Here is a 16,232-nt window from a genome sequence, read left to right on the forward strand (position 1 = left end):
CACCAGGTCCGCGTCGCCGCCCGGCGGCTGCGCAGCGGGCTGCGGGTGTTCCGGCCGCTGCTGCAGCGCGCCTGGGCCGACGACCTGCGCGCCGAGCTCGGCTGGCTCGCCGGGGAGCTGGGCGGCGCCCGCGACGGGGAGGTCCTGGCCGAGCGGCTGCAGGCGGCGCTCGGCGACCTGCCCGCCGAGGTGGACGCCGCGACCACCGGGGCGTGGCTGGACCGGACGCTCGCCACCGGGGCCGACGGCTCCCGCACCGCCGCGCTCGACGCCCTGGGCAGCGAGCGCTACCTCCGCCTGCTCGACCGCCTCGTCGAGGCCGCCACGACCCCCGCCGCGACCGACGCCGCCCAGGAGCCCTGCGCGGACGCCCTGCCGCCCCTGGTCGGGAAGGCGTGGCGCCGCCTCGCGCGCGAGGCCGAGGCGCTCACGCTGGAAGGCCACGACGACGACTGGCACGAGGCCCGCAAGAGCGCCAAAGCGGTCCGGTACGCCGCCGAGGCCGTCGCGCCGGCGCTGGGGAAGCCGGCCAAGAAGCTGGCCCGCCAGGTCGAGCGGGTCACCGAGCTGCTCGGCGATCACCAGGACGCCGCCGTCGCCGCCACGGCCCTGGTCCGGCTGACCGAGGCCCCCGGCACGGACGCCCGGGCGGCGTTCGGGCTCGGGGTGCTCTACGCCGCCCAGCGCGACGACGTCCGCGCCGCCCGGGAGGACTTCGTGGCCGTGTGGCCGCGGGTCGCGCACGCGAAGCACCGCCGCTGGCTGGAGCGCTGACCCGGGCGAGGGCCGGCGGTGACGCCGGGGGGCCGCGGGTGTAGATTGTGCGTCGGTTCACAAGCACGGCCGCACGACCCCGAGCAGCGTCGCTCCGACCGCCACCACACGGCCGGGACGCACGCCCCGGCTCGGGAAGGACACACCGCATGAGCGCCCAGACCACCGCCCGCCACCGCGTCGTCGTCATCGGCTCCGGCTTCGGCGGGCTGTTCGCCGTCAAGAAGCTCGCCCACGAGGACGTCGACGTCACGCTGGTGAGCCGCACGGTCCACCACCTGTTCCAGCCGCTGCTGTATCAGGTGGCCACCGGCATCCTGTCGGAGGGCGAGATCGCCCCGGCCACCCGCGAGATCCTCCGCGGCCAGCCCAACGCCCGGGTCCTGCTCGGCGACGTCCTGGACGTCGACGTCGAGGCGCGCACCGTGACCTTCGCCGGCGAGGGCACCACCACGACGCTGCCCTACGACAGCCTCGTCGTCGCCGCGGGCGCCGGTCAGTCGTACTTCGGCAACGACCACTTCGCCGAGTTCGCGCCGGGCATGAAGACCGTGGACGACGCGCTCGAGCTGCGCGGGCGCATCTTCACCGCCTTCGAGCGCGCCGAGCTCGCCAGCACGCCGGAGGAGGTCGCCCGGGCGCTGACCTTCGTCGTCGTCGGCGCCGGCCCCACGGGCGTGGAGATGGCCGGCCAGATCGCCGAGCTCGCCAACCGCACCCTGCGCGGGGAGTTCCGCAGCATCGCCCCGTCGACGAGCCGGATCCTCCTGCTCGACGCCGCCGACCGCGTCCTGCCCCCGTTCCACCCCGACCTGTCGCGCGACACCCAGGACCGGCTGCGCCAGATGGGCGTGGACGTGCGGCTCAAGACCCGCGTCACCGACCTGGACGGCACCGGTCTCACGGTCGTCACCCCCGACGGCGCGACCAAGCGCATCGAGTCCGAGACGATCATGTGGGCGGCCGGCGTCGAGGCCAACCCGCTGGGCCGGCTCGTCGCCGCCCGCACCGGGGCCGAGACCGACCGCGCCGGCCGGGTCGTCGTGGCCCCCGACACGTCCGTCCCCGGCTTCCCCGAGGTCTTCGTCGTCGGCGACCTCATGAGCCTGGACAAGCTTCCCGGCGTGGCCCAGGTCGCCATCCAGTCCGGCCAGCACGCGGCCCGCACCATCGCCGCGCGGGTCGCGGGGCGGCCGGTCCCCGGCGCGTTCCGCTACAAGGACAAGGGCTCGATGGCCACCATCAGCCGGTTCGCCGCGGTGGCCCAGGTCGGCCGGATCCGCCTGACCGGGTTCGTCGCGTGGGCGGCGTGGCTGTTCGTACACCTGCTGTACCTGATCGGCTTCAAGAACCGGGTGACCACGCTGCTGCACTGGGCGATCAGCTTCGTCGGCCGCGGCCGGACGCAGCGCGCCGTCACCAAGCAGCAGATCGTCGCGCGGACGGTCATCGACCGGGCCGAGAAGAGCGCGGGCGACCAGCGCGAGCACGACGTCTCCGGGACCGTCCGGGCCTGACACGCCCCGTCCCTTCCCCAGATCCTCACCGAGGGTCACGATGGTCCTGCCGGGTGCGACGACGCCCCGGCAGGACCACGACGGGGAGACCGGGATGAAGAGCTCGACGACGGCGGCAGCGCTCACGGTGGCTGTGCTCGGGGCGGGCGGGTCCGTCACGGCGGCGACGCTCGACCGCGGCAGCGAGGCCGGGGCCACCGGCGGACGGCACGTGGCGACGATGCGCCTGGCCGACGGGCGCGCGGTCGGGACGGTCCGGATGCAGGCCGACCGCGACGGCACGCGCGTGAGCGTGGTGCTCCGCATGCCCGACGACCTGGCCGCCGCGGGCGACACCTTCCACGGCTTCCACGTGCACGCCAACGCCGACCCGGCCAACGGCACCGGGTGCGTGGCCGACCCCACCGCCGCTCCGAGCACCTGGTTCGTCTCCGCGGACGGGCACTACAGCCAGCCGGGCGCGACCCACGGCGACCACGCGGGCGACCTGCCGGTGGTCTACGTGCAGGAGGACGGCGAGTCCCGCGCCACGTTCGTCACCGACCGGTTCACCCCGGCCGACGTCGCGGGCCGGGCCGTCATCGTCCACGCCATGCCGGACAACTACGCCAACGTGCCGGCCTCGCAGTACACGCCGACGAGCCCCGCCGCGACGGACCTCACCGCGCGCACCGGCAACGCCGGCGACCGGGTGGCCTGCGGGGTCATCAGCGGCGGCTGAGCCCTCGAGCCCGCGGGGCTTGACGAGGCCGGCTAATAATCGTAGCTTTTGGCTACACCCACTAGCCAGCTCGGAGGCTCCCATGGACCAGCACACGGACCCGACCCACCCGACCACCCAGCACCTCGCCGTCGAGGGCGGCACGCTCGCCTACGAGGTCACCGGCACCGGTCCGCTGGTCGTGCTCGCGCACGGCATGGGCGACGACCGCCGCGCCTACCGCTTCCTGGCGCCGGGCCTGGTGGCCGCGGGCTACCGGGTCGCCGCCGTGGACCTGCGCGGCTGCGGGGAGTCCAGCACCGGGTGGGCCTCGTACACGCGCACGGACATCGCCGGGGACCTGGTCGCCCTCGTCGAGCACCTGGGCGGGCCGGCGGTCCTGGTCGGCCACTCGATCTCCGGCGGGGCCGTCACCGTCGCCGCAGCCACGGCGCCCCACCTGGTCACCGCCGCGGTCGAGCTCGCCCCGTTCACGAAGACGCAGTCCCTGGGCCTGGCCGAGCTGCGCGACCGCGACTTCCGCCGCGGGATGCGCCACATGGTCACCACCGCGCTGCTCGGCAGCACGAGGTCGTGGACGCGCTACCTCGACGTCGCCTACCCGGTGACCGAGCACGGCTCCCGGCCCGCCGACCACGAGGCCCGCCTGGCGCAGGTCGCCGCCATGCTCCGCGAGCCGGGCCGGATGGCCGCCCTGAAGGGGATGGGCAGCGGCACCCCCGCCGACGCCGGCGCCGCGCTCCCCCGCGTCGCATGTCCGGTCCTGGTCGTCATGGGCGAGGAGGACCCCGACTGGGCCGACCCGCGCGCCGAGGGCGAGGCCGTCGTCGCCGCCCTGCCCGCCGGCCTGGGACGGCTCGAGGTCGTCCCTGGCTCCGGCCACTACCCCCACGCCCAGCACCCCGCCGAGGTTCTCGCGCTGGTCCTGCCGTTCCTGAGCACGGCCACCGGTGCCGCCACCACGACCACGGGCGCTGCCGGTGCCTAGGGCCGGGCTGACGCCCGCCGCGGTCGTCGCGGCCGGCGCCGACCTGGCCGACGAGATCGGCTGGTCCGACCTCACCCTCGCCCAGGTCGCCGAGCGGGTCGGGGTCCGCGCCCCGTCGCTCTACAAGCACGTGGCCAGCCAGGGCGACCTCACCCGCCGGATCGCCGCCCTCGCCCTGGCGCAGGCCGGCGCCGCGGTCGGCGCGGCCATCCAGGGCCGGTCGGGCACCGAGGCCCTCGGTGCCGCGGCCCGGGCCCTGCGCGGCTTCGTCACCTCCCACCCGGGCCGCTACGGCGCCACGGTCGGGCTGCGGACCGTCGCCGTGGGACCGGGGGACGAGCCGGACCCCGTCGCGGTCGCGGCCGCCGAGGCCCTCGAGCCGCTGCGGGCCGTGCTGCGCGGCTACGACATCGCCCCGGAGGACGAGCCCCACGCCCTGCGCGCGCTGCGCAGCGTCTTCCACGGCTTCGCCACCCTGGAGTCCGCCGGCGGGTTCCAGTACTCCGCAGACGTCGACGAGAGCTACGAGTGGCTCATCGCCATGGTCGACCGTGGCCTGCGCGGCATGTCGCCGGAGCACGCCGACCCCGCCGACCTCGCGGAGCCTGCCGACCGATGAGTCGCGGGACCCCCGCACGTCACACGGGCATGACCACCACCGACGCACCCGCGGGCACCACAGCCCAGCCCACCGACGAGCCGACCATCCAGCCGACCACCACCGGGTACGTCGAGCACGAGGGCGTCCGGCTGTACGTGGAGACCTACGGCCAGGGCGCGCCGCTCGTCCTGCTCCACGGCGGGATGCTGTCCATCGACCTGGACTTCGCCACGCTGGTCCCCGACCTGGCCCGGACCCGCACCGTCGTCGGCATCGAGCTGCAGGGGCACGGCCGCACCGCCGACACCGACCGCCCGGTCTCCTACGCCTCCCACGCGGGCGACGTCGTCGCGGTGCTGGACTCCCTGGGCCACGAGCGGGCCACCGTGCTCGGGCACAGCATGGGCGCCGGCACCGCGCTGGAGCTCGCCGTCCGCCACCCCGACCGGGTGGACGCGGTCGTCGCCGTGTCCGGCAGCGTGCGCAAGGAGGGACTGCACCCGGACCTGGGCGACCCGTCGGTGTACGCGACCTCGCCGATCATGCCGACCGCCGACGACTTCGCCGCGATGCGGGCGGAGTACGAGCGGCTCTCGCCCCACCCGGAACGCTTCGACGCGTTCATGCTCAAGCTCAACGAGGCCCAGGAGGGCTTCTTCGCCGGGTGGTCGGACGCCGAGCTGGCCGGCGTCCGCTGCCCCGTGCTGTTCGTCCAGGGCGACCGGGACTTCACCACGGTCGACCACGCGGCGCTCATGCTGCGGCTGGTCGCCGGGTCGCAGCTGGCCGTGCTGCCGGGCACGACCCACATGGACGCCACCCGCAAGCCCGACCTGCTGCTGCCGGTGCTGCACCGCTTCCTCGACGGCCTCTGACGGCCTCACCTGTCCGGCCCCCCCGGCCGGGCCATGCTCCTGACCAGGCCCCGCCGCTGACAGGGACCGGGTCAGCCCGCCGGCGGCGCCTCGGGGACGACGGCCGGCGGGGTCGCCGCCCGCAGCGGGAGCCGGACCTGGAACCGGGTGTCGCCCGGGACGCTGTGCACCCGCAGGTCGCCGCCGTGGCGCCCGACGACGATCCGGAAGGAGATGTCCAGGCCCAGGCCCGTCCCTTCGCCGACCGGCTTGGTGGTGAAGAACGGCTCGAAGATGCGCCGCTGCAGCTCCTCGGGCACGCCGGGCCCGGTGTCGCCGACCTCGACGAGCAGGCTGTCGCCGTCCCTGGCGGTGCGGACCGTCAGCGTCCCCTGCCCGGCCATCGCCCCGGCGGCGTTGTCGAGCAGGTTCGTCCACACCTGGTTGAGCTCGCCGGGGAAGCCGGGCACCGACGGCAGCGTGCGGTCGAAGTCGGTCACCACCTGCAGCCCCTGCAGCTTGCGCCCGAGCATGACCATGGTCGCCTCGAGCCCATCGTGGACGTCGAAGGTCTGCTGGGCCGAGCGGTCCATCTGCGAGTACTGCTTGGCCGCGCCGACCAGCGCGGACACCCGGCCGGTGGCGTCCTCGATCTCGGCCATCAGCTGCTCGGTCTCCAGCGAGTAGACGATCCAGCGCAGCCCGGACTCCAGCAGGTGCGCCGGGACCCGGTCGGCGAGGCCGTCCAGCCAGTCGGTCCGGATGCCGGCGGCGACCAGCGGCGGGGCCAGGTCGAACGGGCGCTGCACGTCGCGGGTGTCCATCCAGTCCACCAGCTCGTCCTCGGCGTCGCTGGCCGCGAGCGCGCTGAGCCGCGAGCCCTTGCCGGCCTGCGCGAGCGCCTCGTCCTGCAGCCCGGCGAGCGCGGTGAGGACCTTGGGCTCGATGGTGGCGTCGGCGAGCATCGCCAGCTTGTGGTGCATGGCGCGCACCCGCTCGCGCAGCGCCGAGGTGGCCCGGACCGCCGCCGCGGCGGGGTTGTTGAGCTCGTGGGTGAGCCCGGCGGTGAGGGAGCCCAGGGCGAGCAGGCGCTCGCGCTGGCCGATCACCGTCTGGCTGTTCTGCATGCCGAGGAACAGGCCCTCGAGCAGGTGCACGGCCATGGGGAACCACTCGCGGACCAGCGCGGCGAACGCGGCCCCCGGCAGCGAGAACAGCCGGCAGTCGGTCACGGCGGTGAAGGTCGCGGAGTAGGTCTTGGCCTCCTCCGGGCGGACGTAGGCCTGGGTGGCGCCGCCGTACGAGCCGACGTGGTCGGTGCGGGTGATCTCCACCTCGTCGCCCTGGACGACCCGCGTCATGGACACGGTGCCGGACAGAAGGACGTAGAAGCACTCGGCGGGCTCGCCCTCGCGGAACACGGCGGTCCCGGCGGGGACGTCGATGACGTCGCCCATCTGGGACAGGAAGTCCAGCCGGTCGTCGGTGAGCGCCTCGAAGAGGAACAGCTCGCGCAGCTGCTCGCGGGTCAGGCCAGAGGTCATGACTGCTCCAGGTAGCGGTGGGCGAGCGTGACGGCCATGGCGCCCTCGCCGACCGCGGAGGCGACGCGCTTGACCGAGGCGGCGCGGACGTCGCCGGCGACGAAGACCCCCGGCACCGACGACTCGAGGTAGTACGGGTCGCGCTGCTCGTGCCAGCGCGCGGGCCGGTGGCCGTCGACGAGCAGGTCCGGCCCGGTGAGGACGAACCCGTCCTTGTCGCGGGCGACTACGCCGTCCAACCACTCCGTGCGGGGCGCGGCGCCGATGAAGACGAACAGGTGCCCGGCCTCGACGCGCTCGGTGTGGCCGCTCACCCGGTCGCCCAGGGTGAGGGCCTCGAGGTGGTCGGTGCCGTGCGCCTCGAGCACCTCGGTGCAGCAGCGCACGTCGAGGTTGTCGATCGCCTCGACCTGCTCGATGAGGTAGCTGGACATCGACGCCTGCAGCGAGCTGCCGCGCACGAGGATCGTCACCCGGTCGGCGAAGCGGGAGAAGAAGACCGCGGCCTGCCCGGCGCTGTTGGCCCCGCCGACCACGTAGACGTGCTGCCCGGCGCAGGCGTCGGCCTCGGTGGACGCGCTGCCGTAGTAGACGCCCCGGCCGATGAGGTCGTCGGCGCCGGGGGCGGGCAGGCGGCGCCACTGCACCCCGGTCGACAGCAGCACCGACCGGGCGCTCACGGACGTGCCGTCGGCGAACCGGACCCGGCGGACCGGGCCGTCGACGTCGAGCCCGGCGACGGCGCGCGCGGTGAGCACCTCGGCGCCGAACCGGACGGCCTGCCGGCGGGCGCGGTCGGCGAGCTGGCCGCCGGATACCCCGTCGGGGAAGCCGAGGTAGTTCTCGATCCGGGAGGACTGACCGGCCTGCCCGCCGGTCGCGGACTTCTCGACCAGCACCGTGCGCAGCCCCTCGGAGGCGCCGTAGACGGCCGCGCCCAGCCCGGCGGGCCCGCCGCCGACGATGAGCAGGTCGTAGAAGTCCTCCGACGGGGTGGTCGACAGACCGGCGACCGCGGCGACGGTGGCCAGGTCCGGGCTGATGTGCGCGCCGCCCGCGGCGTCCACGAGCAGCGGCACGTCGGCCGGGTCGCAGCCGGCGGCCTCGAGCAGCCGGACGCCCTCGGGCTCGTCGGCGGGGACCCAGCGGTACGGGGCGGCGTTGCGGGCGAGGAAGTCCCGGACGACGTGGCTGGCCGCGGACCACCGGTGCCCGACCAGGCGCAGGCCCTCGACGGCCTCCTCGTGCGAGGCGGCCCAGGACTCCAGCAGCGCGTCGACGACGGGGTAGAGCTTCTCCTCCGGCGGGTCCCACGGCTTGAGCAGGTAGTGGTCGACGTCGACGACGTTGATCGCCTGGATCGCGGCGTCGGTGTCGGCGTAGGCGGTGAGCAGGGCGCGGCGGGCGCGCGGGAACAGGTCCATGGCGTGCTCGAGGAACTGGATGCCGTCCATGTCCGGCATCCGGTAGTCCGCGAGCACCGCCGCGACCGGGGTGCCCCGCAGCTTGAGCTCCTTGAGCGCCTCGATGGCCTGCTCCCCGGACTCCGCCCGCACCACGCGGTGGGTCTCGGAGTACCGCCGCCGCAGGTCGCGCGCGACGGCGCGGGACACGGACGGGTCGTCGTCGACGGTCAGCAGGACCGGGACGTGCTCGCTCGCGGGGCTCACGCGCCGGCCACCTCCACGATCTCGGAGTCGACGTAGCACCAGCGCCAGGCCTCGCCCGGCTCGTAGGAGCGGACGACGGGGTGCTCGGTGCCGCGGAAGTGGGCGGTCGCGTGCTTGTTCGGGGAGCTGTCGCAGCAGCCGACGTGGCCGCAGCCGGTGCACTGGCGCAGGTGCACCCACCGGCTGCCCGAGGCGAGGCACTCCTCGCAGCCGTCCGGGGTGGGAGCCGGCGGGACCGGCGCGGAGGTGTCGGCGAGGTGGGCGCAGGTGCTCATGGGTCCTCCGGGGGGACGTCCGGCGTGGCCGCGACCCCGTCTGGCCCGGCTGCGCGCTGATCCTCACCCCTGGGCGCGCGTGCGCGCCAGGGCCTCCCGCGGCCGTTCACCGAGGGCAGAGCCCGTGGGTACGGTCGCCCGGGTGACCGCCGCCCCCGACGCCCCCCTCACCGCGCGCACGGCCGACGACCTGCCGGTGCCCACCGGGTCCGACGTGGTGTGGACCGTCGTCGGCGGCATGGGCGGGATGCTCGTCGGGGCGGTCGCCGGGTTCGTCCCGGTCCTGCTGCTGCTCGGCGTCGCCTACGCCGCGCTCGGCCTGGTGGCGTCCCTGCTCGGCGGGGCGCTCGGTCTGTGGTTCGCCCTGGTCCGGCGGCGCGGCTGGGGTGCCCGTGAGCTCGGCCTGGTCCGCGGCACCAGGTCGCTGTGGCACCTGCTGTGGGAGGTGCCGCTGGTCCTCACGGTCGGGCTGCTGCTCACCGCCACGCTCGGGCCGCTGCTCGGCCTGTCGCCGGAGGACCCGTCGGCGTCCACCTCCGACCCGGACCTGCTCGCCACCTCGCTCACCGCGGCCCCGTGGTCGCTCGTGGTCGGCGGGCTCTGCATCGTCCTGCTGCTGCCGCTGGTGGAGGAGGTCGTGTTCCGCCGGGTGCTGCTCGGCTGGCTGGTCAGCCGGGTCCCCACGGTGGCCGCCGTGCTGCTGGTGTCGGCCGCGTTCGCCGCCGTCCACATCCTCCCGGTGGCGATCCTGTACCTGTTCTGGATGGCGATCGGGGCGGCGGTGCTCATGCTTTGCCACCGCAGCCTGTGGGCGCCGCTCGCCCTGCACGCCACCAACAACGTCCTGGCCTCGCTCGTCGCGGTCGCCGCCCTGACCGGCTGAGGCTGGGTGCTCGGGGCGCCGCGACGGCTACGCGGCGTGCGCGTGCGGTCGTCCTGGGTGGCGCCCGGGGCGATGATGGGCGGATGAGCCGGCTGACCGCCCCCACCCGACGCGCCGCCCGCCGCGCGCCGTCGCGCGTGAGCGTGCGGCCCTACCGCCGCTCCGACGACGCGGGCCTGTCGGCCGTGTGCCTGGCCACGGCCGACGAGGGGCGCGACGGCTCGGCGCTGTACGCGCGCCCGTCGCTGCCCGGCGAGGTGTACGCCCTGCCCTACGTCCGCTTCGAGCCCGACCTGTGCCTGGTCGTCGACGACGGCACCCGCGAGGGCGGGGTCAGCGGCTACGTGCTCGGCACCAGCGACACGGCGGCGTTCGAGGACTGGGCGACGCGGGCGTGGTGGCCCGGCGTCCGGTCCCGCCACCCGGTGGCCGACCAGGAGCCGGGCTCGGCCGACGCCCGGCTGGCGGCGCTGGCCGCCTCGCCGCAGCCGACCGCCCGCGCCGTGGTCGAGGCCTACCCCGCCCACCTGCACGTCGACCTGATGCCGCACGTCCAGGGGCAGGGGCTCGGCCGGCGGCTGCTCGAGGGCTTCATGCAGCACGCGCACGGGGCGGGCGCGGCCGGCGTGCACCTGGGGGTGAGCACGGGCAACGAGCGGGCGGTGGGGTTCTACGAACGGCTCGGCTTCGAGGTGCTCGAGCGGACGGAGCGCGCGCTGCTCATGGGGCGGCTGCTGCCGTAGGTCGCTGCCCCCGAGGCCGCCCAGCGACCCGGACGCGTCGAGGCGGACAGGCCTGCGTCATCCCGGTCCCTACAGGTGGGGCTGCAGCGAGTCCACGGTCAGGACTGAACGTGTGTCCGGGCTGAACAGGTGTTCAGGCGCGAGCTTGACGACCTGGCGGCTCCCAGCCCGGTCGGACGAGGACGCCGACGCAGACGGCCCTCTCCCGGTGCGGGAGGGGGCCGTCTGGTCGTGCTGGTCGAGGCGGTCAGGCGTCGAGCGCGTCGGCGATCCGGTCCTGGGCGGACGCCTCGTCACGGCGGGACAGCCGGCGCAGGGTCCGGGCCAGGCCGCGGCGGGCCCAGGCGTCGGTCGGGTCGAGCTCGACGAGGGTGCGGAACGCCGTCTCGGCCCGCCCGAGCTGGGCGGAGTCGAAGCAGGCGCGGGCCAGGTCGGTGTGCACCGCCCGGTCCGTGGGCGCGAGGGCAGCGGCCTGCGTCAGCATGCCGGCCGCCGTCGTCGGGTCACCGGCGGCGAGGAACATCCGTCCGCGGGTGACGACGTCATAGAGGTCAGGCTGCATGGTCATGCCCCCACAACCGGGCGTGGAGGCGCTTTCTTCCCGGTACCTGAGCGGCCTCGGCTCAGGTCCGCAGCACGCCGCGGCTGAGCACGATCGCGCTCTTGGTGCGGACCACGGCGGGGTCGGCGCCGATCCGCTCGAGCACCCGCTCGAAGTCGTGGACGCTCGTCGCGCGGACGTGGACGAGCGCGTCGGCCTCGCCGGAGATGGTCGCGGCGGACACCACCTGCGGGTGCCGGGCGGCCACGGCGAGCACCTGCGCCGGCGTCGAGCTCGGCGCGCACCACAGCTCGACGTAGGCCTCGGTGGTCCAGCCGAGCGCCTCGGGGTCGACGACCGCGGTGAAGCCGGTGATGACGCCGGCGTCGAGCATCCGGTCCACCCGCCGCTTAACCGCGGACGCCGACAGCCCGACCGCGGCCCCCACGGTGGCGAAGGAGGCGCGCCCGTCGTCGCGGAGGCGGACCACGATCTGCTCGTCGATGTCGTCGATGCGCACAGCCCCATCCTGCACGCAACGAACCGGTGCTGATGTCCGATCACACGCACGGTCCGTGCGCCAGACCGCACCGACTGGCCCTGACGGTTGCGTCGGCGCGGACGTACCGTCGTGGGGTGACCGCCGTGATGCCCGGGGAGCTGCTGGCCCCCGACCCCTCCCCCGTCGAGCGCGTGGCCGTGCGCCGCCGCTTCCTCATGTGCTCCCCCGTGCACTTCGCCGTGGAGTACGCCATCAACGCCTGGATGACCCCGGGCGTCGCCGTCGACACCGCCCTTGCCGTGCGGCAGTGGGAGGGCCTGCGGGACACCTACCGCGCCCTCGGCCACGAGGTCCTCGAGCTGGAGCCGGTCCCCGGCCTGCCCGACATGGTGTTCGCGGCCAACGGGGCCTTCGTCGTCGACGGCCACGCGGTCGGCGCGCGGTTCGCCCACCCCGAGCGCGCCGGCGAGGCCCCCGCGCACGCGGCGTGGCTGCAGGCGGCCGGCTTCGGCGAGGTGAAGCCCACCGCGGACGTGCACGAGGGCGAGGGCGACCTCACCGTCGTCGGCGACCTGGTCCTGGCCGGCACCGGCTTCCGCACCCAGCGCGGCGCCCACGCGGAGATCCAGGAGCGCACGGGCCGCCCGGTCGTCAGCCTCGACCTGGTGGACCCGCGCTTCTACCACCTGGACACCGCGCTGTTCCCGCTCGACGACACCACGGTCGCCTGGTACCCGGGGGCGTTCTCGCCCGGCTCGCAGGCCGTGCTGCGCCGGCTGTTCCCGGACGGGCTGGAGGCGACCGAGGCCGACGCGCTCGTGCTGGGCCTGAACTCCGTCAGCGACGGCCGGCACGTCGTGCTGCCGGCCGCCGCGACCGCCCTGGCCGCCGCGCTCGATCAGCGGGGCTTCGTCGTGGTGCCCGTGGAGCTGGGCGAGCTGCTCAAGGGCGGCGGCGGCCCCAAGTGCTGCACCTCGGAGCTGCGGGGCTGAGCTGCGGGGCTGAGCCAGGCGGGTCCGGGGCGGCGGGTCCGCCCCGGACCGCCGGCGCCTACTCGGCGAGGCCCTGGGCGCTGCCGACCAGCGGCTCGCCCTCGTAGTCGGCGACCAGGCAGAGGATCTCGCGGTCCCCGTCCGCCCAGCTGTCCGAGGTCGGGGTGAGGGAGCCGTAGCCCAGCCGCGAGTCCTCGTACGCGAGCCCGACGAACGGTTCGAAGGCGTCGAAGCAGATCTCGTCGGCCGCGGCGGTGACCTCCTCCTCGCCGGGGAAGTCCCCGTCGGGCAGGTCCTCCGCGTGGTACGCCTCGTTGTCGTGCGGGCCGGAGCACGGCACGGCCTCGACGCTCAGCAGCTCATCGGCCCCGTCGTCGGGGTCGTTGGTGCAGTCGCCGACGGCGATGGCGAAGACGTCCGCGCTCTCCTCGGTCGCGACGATCGCGCCGGCGTCGTCGCGCTCCGGCTCCGAGGCGGCCGAGCACCCCGCCAGGACGAGGGCCCCGGCGGCGAGGGCGAGGACGTGGACGGGCAGGCGGGCGGGGGTGCGCATGGGGACCTCGGGTTCGTGGGCGGACGCCGCGGGACCGCGGGCTCTGGCTGCACGGTGGCAGCGCCCGCGGTCCCGCATGACGGGTCCCGCCCGCCCTCACCCGCTCAGGCGATCTCGCGCCGCTGCAGCCGCAGCCAGCCCAGCAGGGCCGGGACGCCCGCCCAGATCGCGGTGACGCTGGCGACCCTGGCCCACTGCTCCCCCTCGAGGGTGCCGGCCATCATGAGCGGCGCGGTCCCGGTGCCCAGGTCCACCCAGGCCCCGACGTCCTGCAGCGAGGGTACGAACAGCAGCACCGGCGCGAGCAGGGACGGCACGAGCAGGTAGGTGACGATCGCGAGGGGGGTGCTCTGGCAGAGCAGCCCGAAGCCGACGCCCACCAGGACGTAGACCACCTGCAGGACGAGCACCTGCAGCAGCACGGCAGGCTCGACCGACCAGCCGCCGAGCCGGCCCGCGAGGTCGAGGACGCCGGCCGCGGCGACGGTCAGCACGCCCGTGAGCAGGGTCCCCGCGACGGCCAGAAGGACGGCGGCCGCGGTCTTGGCCACCACCACCCGTCCGCGCGACGGCACGAGCGCGAAGGTCGTGAGGACGCTGCGGGTGGAGAACTCCCCCGACAGCAGCAGCACCCCGAGCACCGGCAGGAGCAGCGACACCGGCAGCAGGGCCGTGGTGAGCAGGAACGGCAGGTCGGCGTCCTCCCCGGCGGGCGGGAACGACGCCCCCAGGGCGAGCGCCCCCAGCACGAGGACGAGCGTGGCGACGAGGAGCCAGCGACCGGTGACCGTGTCCACGGCCTTGCGCAGCTCGACGGCCACCAGCCGCGGCAGGGGCGGGGCCGGGACGTCGAGGCCGGCCGGTCGGCGAGCCGGCGGCCCGGTCGGGGCCACGTGGCCGGGCGCGGCCGGGGGGACGGGCGGGGGGACGGCGGACAGCGGGGCGGGCGTGCTCGTGCTCATCGGGAGGCTCCGTCGCGAGAGGTGGCGGACGTGGGGGCGGGCATGGGGAGGGACGTCGTGGTCGGGAGGGGGCGGGCGGCCGCGGTGAGGCCGAAGTAGTACTCCTCGATGTCGTCGTGGCCCTGCAGCAGCACCCGGGTCTCCCCGGCGGCGCGGACCGTGCCGCCCGCGATGACGACGAGCCGGTCGGCGACCGCCGCGACCTCGCCGAGCAGGTGCGAGGACAGCAGCACCGTGCCGCCGCCGTCGGCGAACTGCCGCAGCAGCCCGCGCATCCACCGGATGCCGTCCGGGTCGAGGCCGTTCGCGGGCTCGTCGAGGACGAGGACCTCGGGGTCGCCGAGCAGGGCCTGGGCCAGGCCGAGCCGCTGCCGCATCCCCAGGGAGTAGCGGCCCACGCGCTTGCGGGCGGCGCTGCCGTCCAGGTCGACGAGGTCGAGCATCTCGTCCACCCGGCCGCGGGGGACACCGAGGACGTCCGCGGAGACCCGCAGGGTCTCGCGCCCGGTGCGCCCGCCGTGCTGTGCGGAGGCGTCGAGCATGACCCCGACGACGCGGCCGGGGTTCGGCAGCCGGCGGAACGGCACCCCGGCGACCGTGGCCCGGCCGGCGTCGGGGGTGCTGAGGCCGCAGAGCATGCGCAGGGTGGTCGACTTCCCGGCGCCGTTCGGGCCGAGGAACCCGGTGACCGTCCCGGGCGGGCAGGTGAACGACACGTCGTCCACGACGGTGGCGGCGCCGTAGCGCTTGCTGAGGTTCTCCGTGGTGATCATGGTGTCGAGCCTGTCCGGGCGGGCCGGTCGCCCGCGTCGGCCGGCGGTCTCGGCCCGAGGTCCGTCGGTCGCGACCCTCGCCCGGCGACGGTCCGGTCGGCGGGGCAGGCATCGACCTCCGGACCGGGCCGCAGCGACCTTCGGCCCTGCCGCACGGACGTCCCCGGCTCCTACGCTGCCCCCCGTGACGCTCGCCGGGACGACCAGCACCGCCGTGGCCGGCGGACCGCTGGCCGCCGACGGGTCGCCGCACCGCGCGCGCCGGACCCGCCGCGACTGGGTCGTCGACTCGGTCGTCTTCCTCGTCGCCGGGCTCGCCTCGCTGCTCACCCTCGCCCTGTCCACGGTGCCGGTGGAGGGCAGCGGGTTCCGGCGGCCGTCGGAGGCCGAGCTGTGGCTCGACGTGGTGCTGGGCCTGGCCTGCCTGGTCGCACTGTGGTGGCGGCGCCGCTACCCCGTCACCCTCGCCGTGCTTACCGCGTTTGCCGCGGTGCTGTCGGCCTTCGCCGGCGGACCGGCCACGGTCATGCTCCTCACCGTCGCGGTCCACCGGCGGTGGCCGTGGGCGCTGCTCGTCGGCGCGGTCAACGTGGTCGCGTCGCTGGTCTTCGTCCTGTGGTGGGGCGACGAGACGATGGGCTGGCTCGCCTGGCTGACCATCACCGGCTTCGGCACCCTCCTGACCGTCGCCCTCATCGGCTTCGGGATGTTCCTGCGGGCCCGCCGGCAGCTGCTGGCCACGCTGCGCGAGCGCGCCGACCGGGCCGAGGCCGAGCAGCGGCGGGCCGCCGACGCCGCGCGCCAGGGCGAGCGCACCCGGATCGCCCGGGAGATGCACGACGTCCTGGCGCACCGGATCTCGCTGGTGAGCATGCACGCCGGCGCCCTGGAGTACCGCGGCGACGCCTCGCCGGAGGAGGTGGCGACGGCCGCCGGGGTGATCCGGGACAACGCCCACCGCGCGCTCGTCGACCTGCGCGAGGTCATCGGTGTCCTGCGCGGCGGCGAGGCCGGCACCGACAGCGACGACGGCACGTCCACCTCCCGGCCCCAGCCGACGCTCGACGAGCTCGACGGCCTGCTGGAGGAGACCCGCGCCGCGGGCATCACCGTGCGGGCCGAGGTCGACCTGGCCGACGTGCCGCTGCCGGCCACGACGGGGCGCACGGCCTACCGGGTGCTGCAGGAGGGTCTGACGAACGCGCGCAAGCACGGCCGCGGCGCCGCCGTCACCGTGTGCGTGCGCGGCACCCCCGCCGACGGGCTGGCGCTGGAGGTCCGGAACTCCCTGCGACCCGGCGCCATCGCCGCGGCCGGCGCCGGCGCACCGCGCGGGGCG

At 75.6% G+C, this 16,232-nt stretch carries 18 protein-coding genes; 10 read left to right on the plus strand and 8 right to left on the minus strand.

Annotated elements, in window-relative coordinates:
- The 6 genes from WCS02_RS09005 to WCS02_RS09030 form a co-directional block, all read left to right on the plus strand.
- Nucleotides 1-774, plus strand: a 774-nt coding sequence (locus tag WCS02_RS09005; protein ID WP_340292192.1) for a CHAD domain-containing protein, incomplete at its 5' end; no start/stop codon positions are given.
- Between the two features lie 149 nt (nt 775-923).
- The gene (locus tag WCS02_RS09010; protein WP_340292193.1) at nt 924-2,291 is read left to right on the plus strand and encodes an NAD(P)/FAD-dependent oxidoreductase; all 1,368 of its coding nucleotides are present in this window, start codon (nt 924-926) and stop codon (nt 2,289-2,291) included.
- Between the two features lie 40 nt (nt 2,292-2,331).
- Nucleotides 2,332-3,012 carry a superoxide dismutase family protein gene (locus WCS02_RS09015; protein WP_340292194.1) on the plus strand — a complete coding sequence of 227 codons (681 nt, stop codon included), beginning with the start codon at nt 2,332-2,334 and terminating at the stop codon, nt 3,010-3,012.
- Between the two features lie 82 nt (nt 3,013-3,094).
- Nucleotides 3,095-4,000 carry an alpha/beta fold hydrolase gene (locus WCS02_RS09020; protein ID WP_340292195.1) on the plus strand — a complete coding sequence of 302 codons (906 nt, stop codon included), beginning with the start codon at nt 3,095-3,097 and terminating at the stop codon, nt 3,998-4,000.
- A complete protein-coding gene (locus WCS02_RS09025) occupies nt 3,993-4,619 on the plus strand; it encodes a TetR/AcrR family transcriptional regulator (RefSeq protein WP_340292197.1) in 627 nt (208 codons plus the stop codon). The genes WCS02_RS09020 and WCS02_RS09025 overlap by 8 nt, the downstream gene beginning before the upstream one ends.
- Before the next feature lie 29 nt (nt 4,620-4,648).
- The gene (locus tag WCS02_RS09030) at nt 4,649-5,476 is read left to right on the plus strand and encodes an alpha/beta fold hydrolase (protein WP_340292199.1); all 828 of its coding nucleotides are present in this window, start codon (nt 4,649-4,651) and stop codon (nt 5,474-5,476) included.
- A 71-nt stretch (nt 5,477-5,547) separates the two neighbouring features.
- Here WCS02_RS09030 and WCS02_RS09035 read toward each other — a convergent pair whose 3' ends face one another.
- The 3 genes from WCS02_RS09035 to WCS02_RS09045 are packed head-to-tail and all read right to left on the minus strand — an operon-like array spanning nt 5,548 to nt 8,944.
- Nucleotides 5,548-6,999, minus strand: coding sequence for an ATP-binding protein (locus tag WCS02_RS09035; RefSeq protein WP_340292201.1), 1,452 nt, complete (start codon nt 6,997-6,999; stop codon nt 5,548-5,550).
- Nucleotides 6,996-8,669, minus strand: a complete 1,674-nt coding sequence (locus WCS02_RS09040) for an NAD(P)/FAD-dependent oxidoreductase (RefSeq protein ID WP_340292204.1) — start codon at nt 8,667-8,669, stop codon at nt 6,996-6,998. The genes WCS02_RS09035 and WCS02_RS09040 overlap by 4 nt, the downstream gene beginning before the upstream one ends.
- Nucleotides 8,666-8,944 carry a ubiquitin carboxyl-terminal hydrolase 14 gene (locus tag WCS02_RS09045; protein ID WP_340292206.1) on the minus strand — a complete coding sequence of 93 codons (279 nt, stop codon included), beginning with the start codon at nt 8,942-8,944 and terminating at the stop codon, nt 8,666-8,668. Before WCS02_RS09045 ends, WCS02_RS09040 begins: the two co-directional genes overlap by 4 nt.
- Nucleotides 8,945-9,086: 142 nt before the next feature.
- On the opposite strand from WCS02_RS09045, the gene WCS02_RS09050 reads away from it, so the two are divergent.
- Nucleotides 9,087-9,827: a CPBP family intramembrane glutamic endopeptidase gene (locus tag WCS02_RS09050; RefSeq protein ID WP_340292208.1), complete on the plus strand. Its 741-nt coding sequence runs from the start codon at nt 9,087-9,089 to the stop codon at nt 9,825-9,827.
- Nucleotides 9,828-9,910: 83 nt separating this feature from the next.
- Nucleotides 9,911-10,570 carry a GNAT family N-acetyltransferase gene (locus tag WCS02_RS09055; protein WP_340292210.1) on the plus strand — a complete coding sequence of 220 codons (660 nt, stop codon included), beginning with the start codon at nt 9,911-9,913 and terminating at the stop codon, nt 10,568-10,570.
- 247 nt (nt 10,571-10,817) lie between these two features.
- Here WCS02_RS09055 and WCS02_RS09060 read toward each other — a convergent pair whose 3' ends face one another.
- Both WCS02_RS09060 and WCS02_RS09065 read right to left on the minus strand, forming a co-directional pair.
- Complete coding sequence (locus tag WCS02_RS09060; RefSeq protein ID WP_340292213.1) at nt 10,818-11,138, minus strand: tetratricopeptide repeat protein; 321 nt, start codon at nt 11,136-11,138, stop codon at nt 10,818-10,820.
- A 55-nt stretch (nt 11,139-11,193) separates the two neighbouring features.
- A complete protein-coding gene (locus tag WCS02_RS09065) occupies nt 11,194-11,631 on the minus strand; it encodes an Lrp/AsnC family transcriptional regulator (RefSeq protein WP_340292215.1) in 438 nt (145 codons plus the stop codon).
- 128 nt (nt 11,632-11,759) lie between these two features.
- On the opposite strand from WCS02_RS09065, the gene ddaH reads away from it, so the two are divergent.
- Nucleotides 11,760-12,605 carry a dimethylargininase gene (gene ddaH, locus WCS02_RS09070; RefSeq protein WP_376983998.1) on the plus strand — a complete coding sequence of 282 codons (846 nt, stop codon included), beginning with the start codon at nt 11,760-11,762 and terminating at the stop codon, nt 12,603-12,605.
- Between the two features lie 58 nt (nt 12,606-12,663).
- Here the strand turns inward: ddaH and WCS02_RS09075 are convergent, their stop codons facing one another.
- From WCS02_RS09075 to WCS02_RS09085, 3 genes are all read right to left on the minus strand, one after another.
- Nucleotides 12,664-13,158 (minus strand): septum formation family protein, encoded by a 495-nt coding sequence (locus WCS02_RS09075; protein WP_340292219.1) that lies wholly within the window; start codon nt 13,156-13,158, stop codon nt 12,664-12,666.
- 104 nt (nt 13,159-13,262) lie between these two features.
- The gene (locus WCS02_RS09080) at nt 13,263-14,120 is read right to left on the minus strand and encodes a hypothetical protein (protein WP_340292222.1); all 858 of its coding nucleotides are present in this window, start codon (nt 14,118-14,120) and stop codon (nt 13,263-13,265) included.
- The gene (locus WCS02_RS09085; RefSeq protein WP_340292224.1) at nt 14,117-14,893 is read right to left on the minus strand and encodes an ABC transporter ATP-binding protein; all 777 of its coding nucleotides are present in this window, start codon (nt 14,891-14,893) and stop codon (nt 14,117-14,119) included. Before WCS02_RS09085 ends, WCS02_RS09080 begins: the two co-directional genes overlap by 4 nt.
- A gap of 184 nt (nt 14,894-15,077) precedes the next feature.
- Between WCS02_RS09085 and WCS02_RS09090 the strand changes: the two genes are divergently transcribed.
- On the plus strand, nt 15,078-16,232 hold a 1,155-nt coding region (locus tag WCS02_RS09090), incomplete at its 3' end, for a sensor histidine kinase (RefSeq protein WP_340292226.1).

The organism is Aquipuribacter hungaricus, assembly GCF_037860755.1.
GTDB lineage: Bacteria > Actinomycetota > Actinomycetes > Actinomycetales > JBBAYJ01 > Aquipuribacter > Aquipuribacter hungaricus.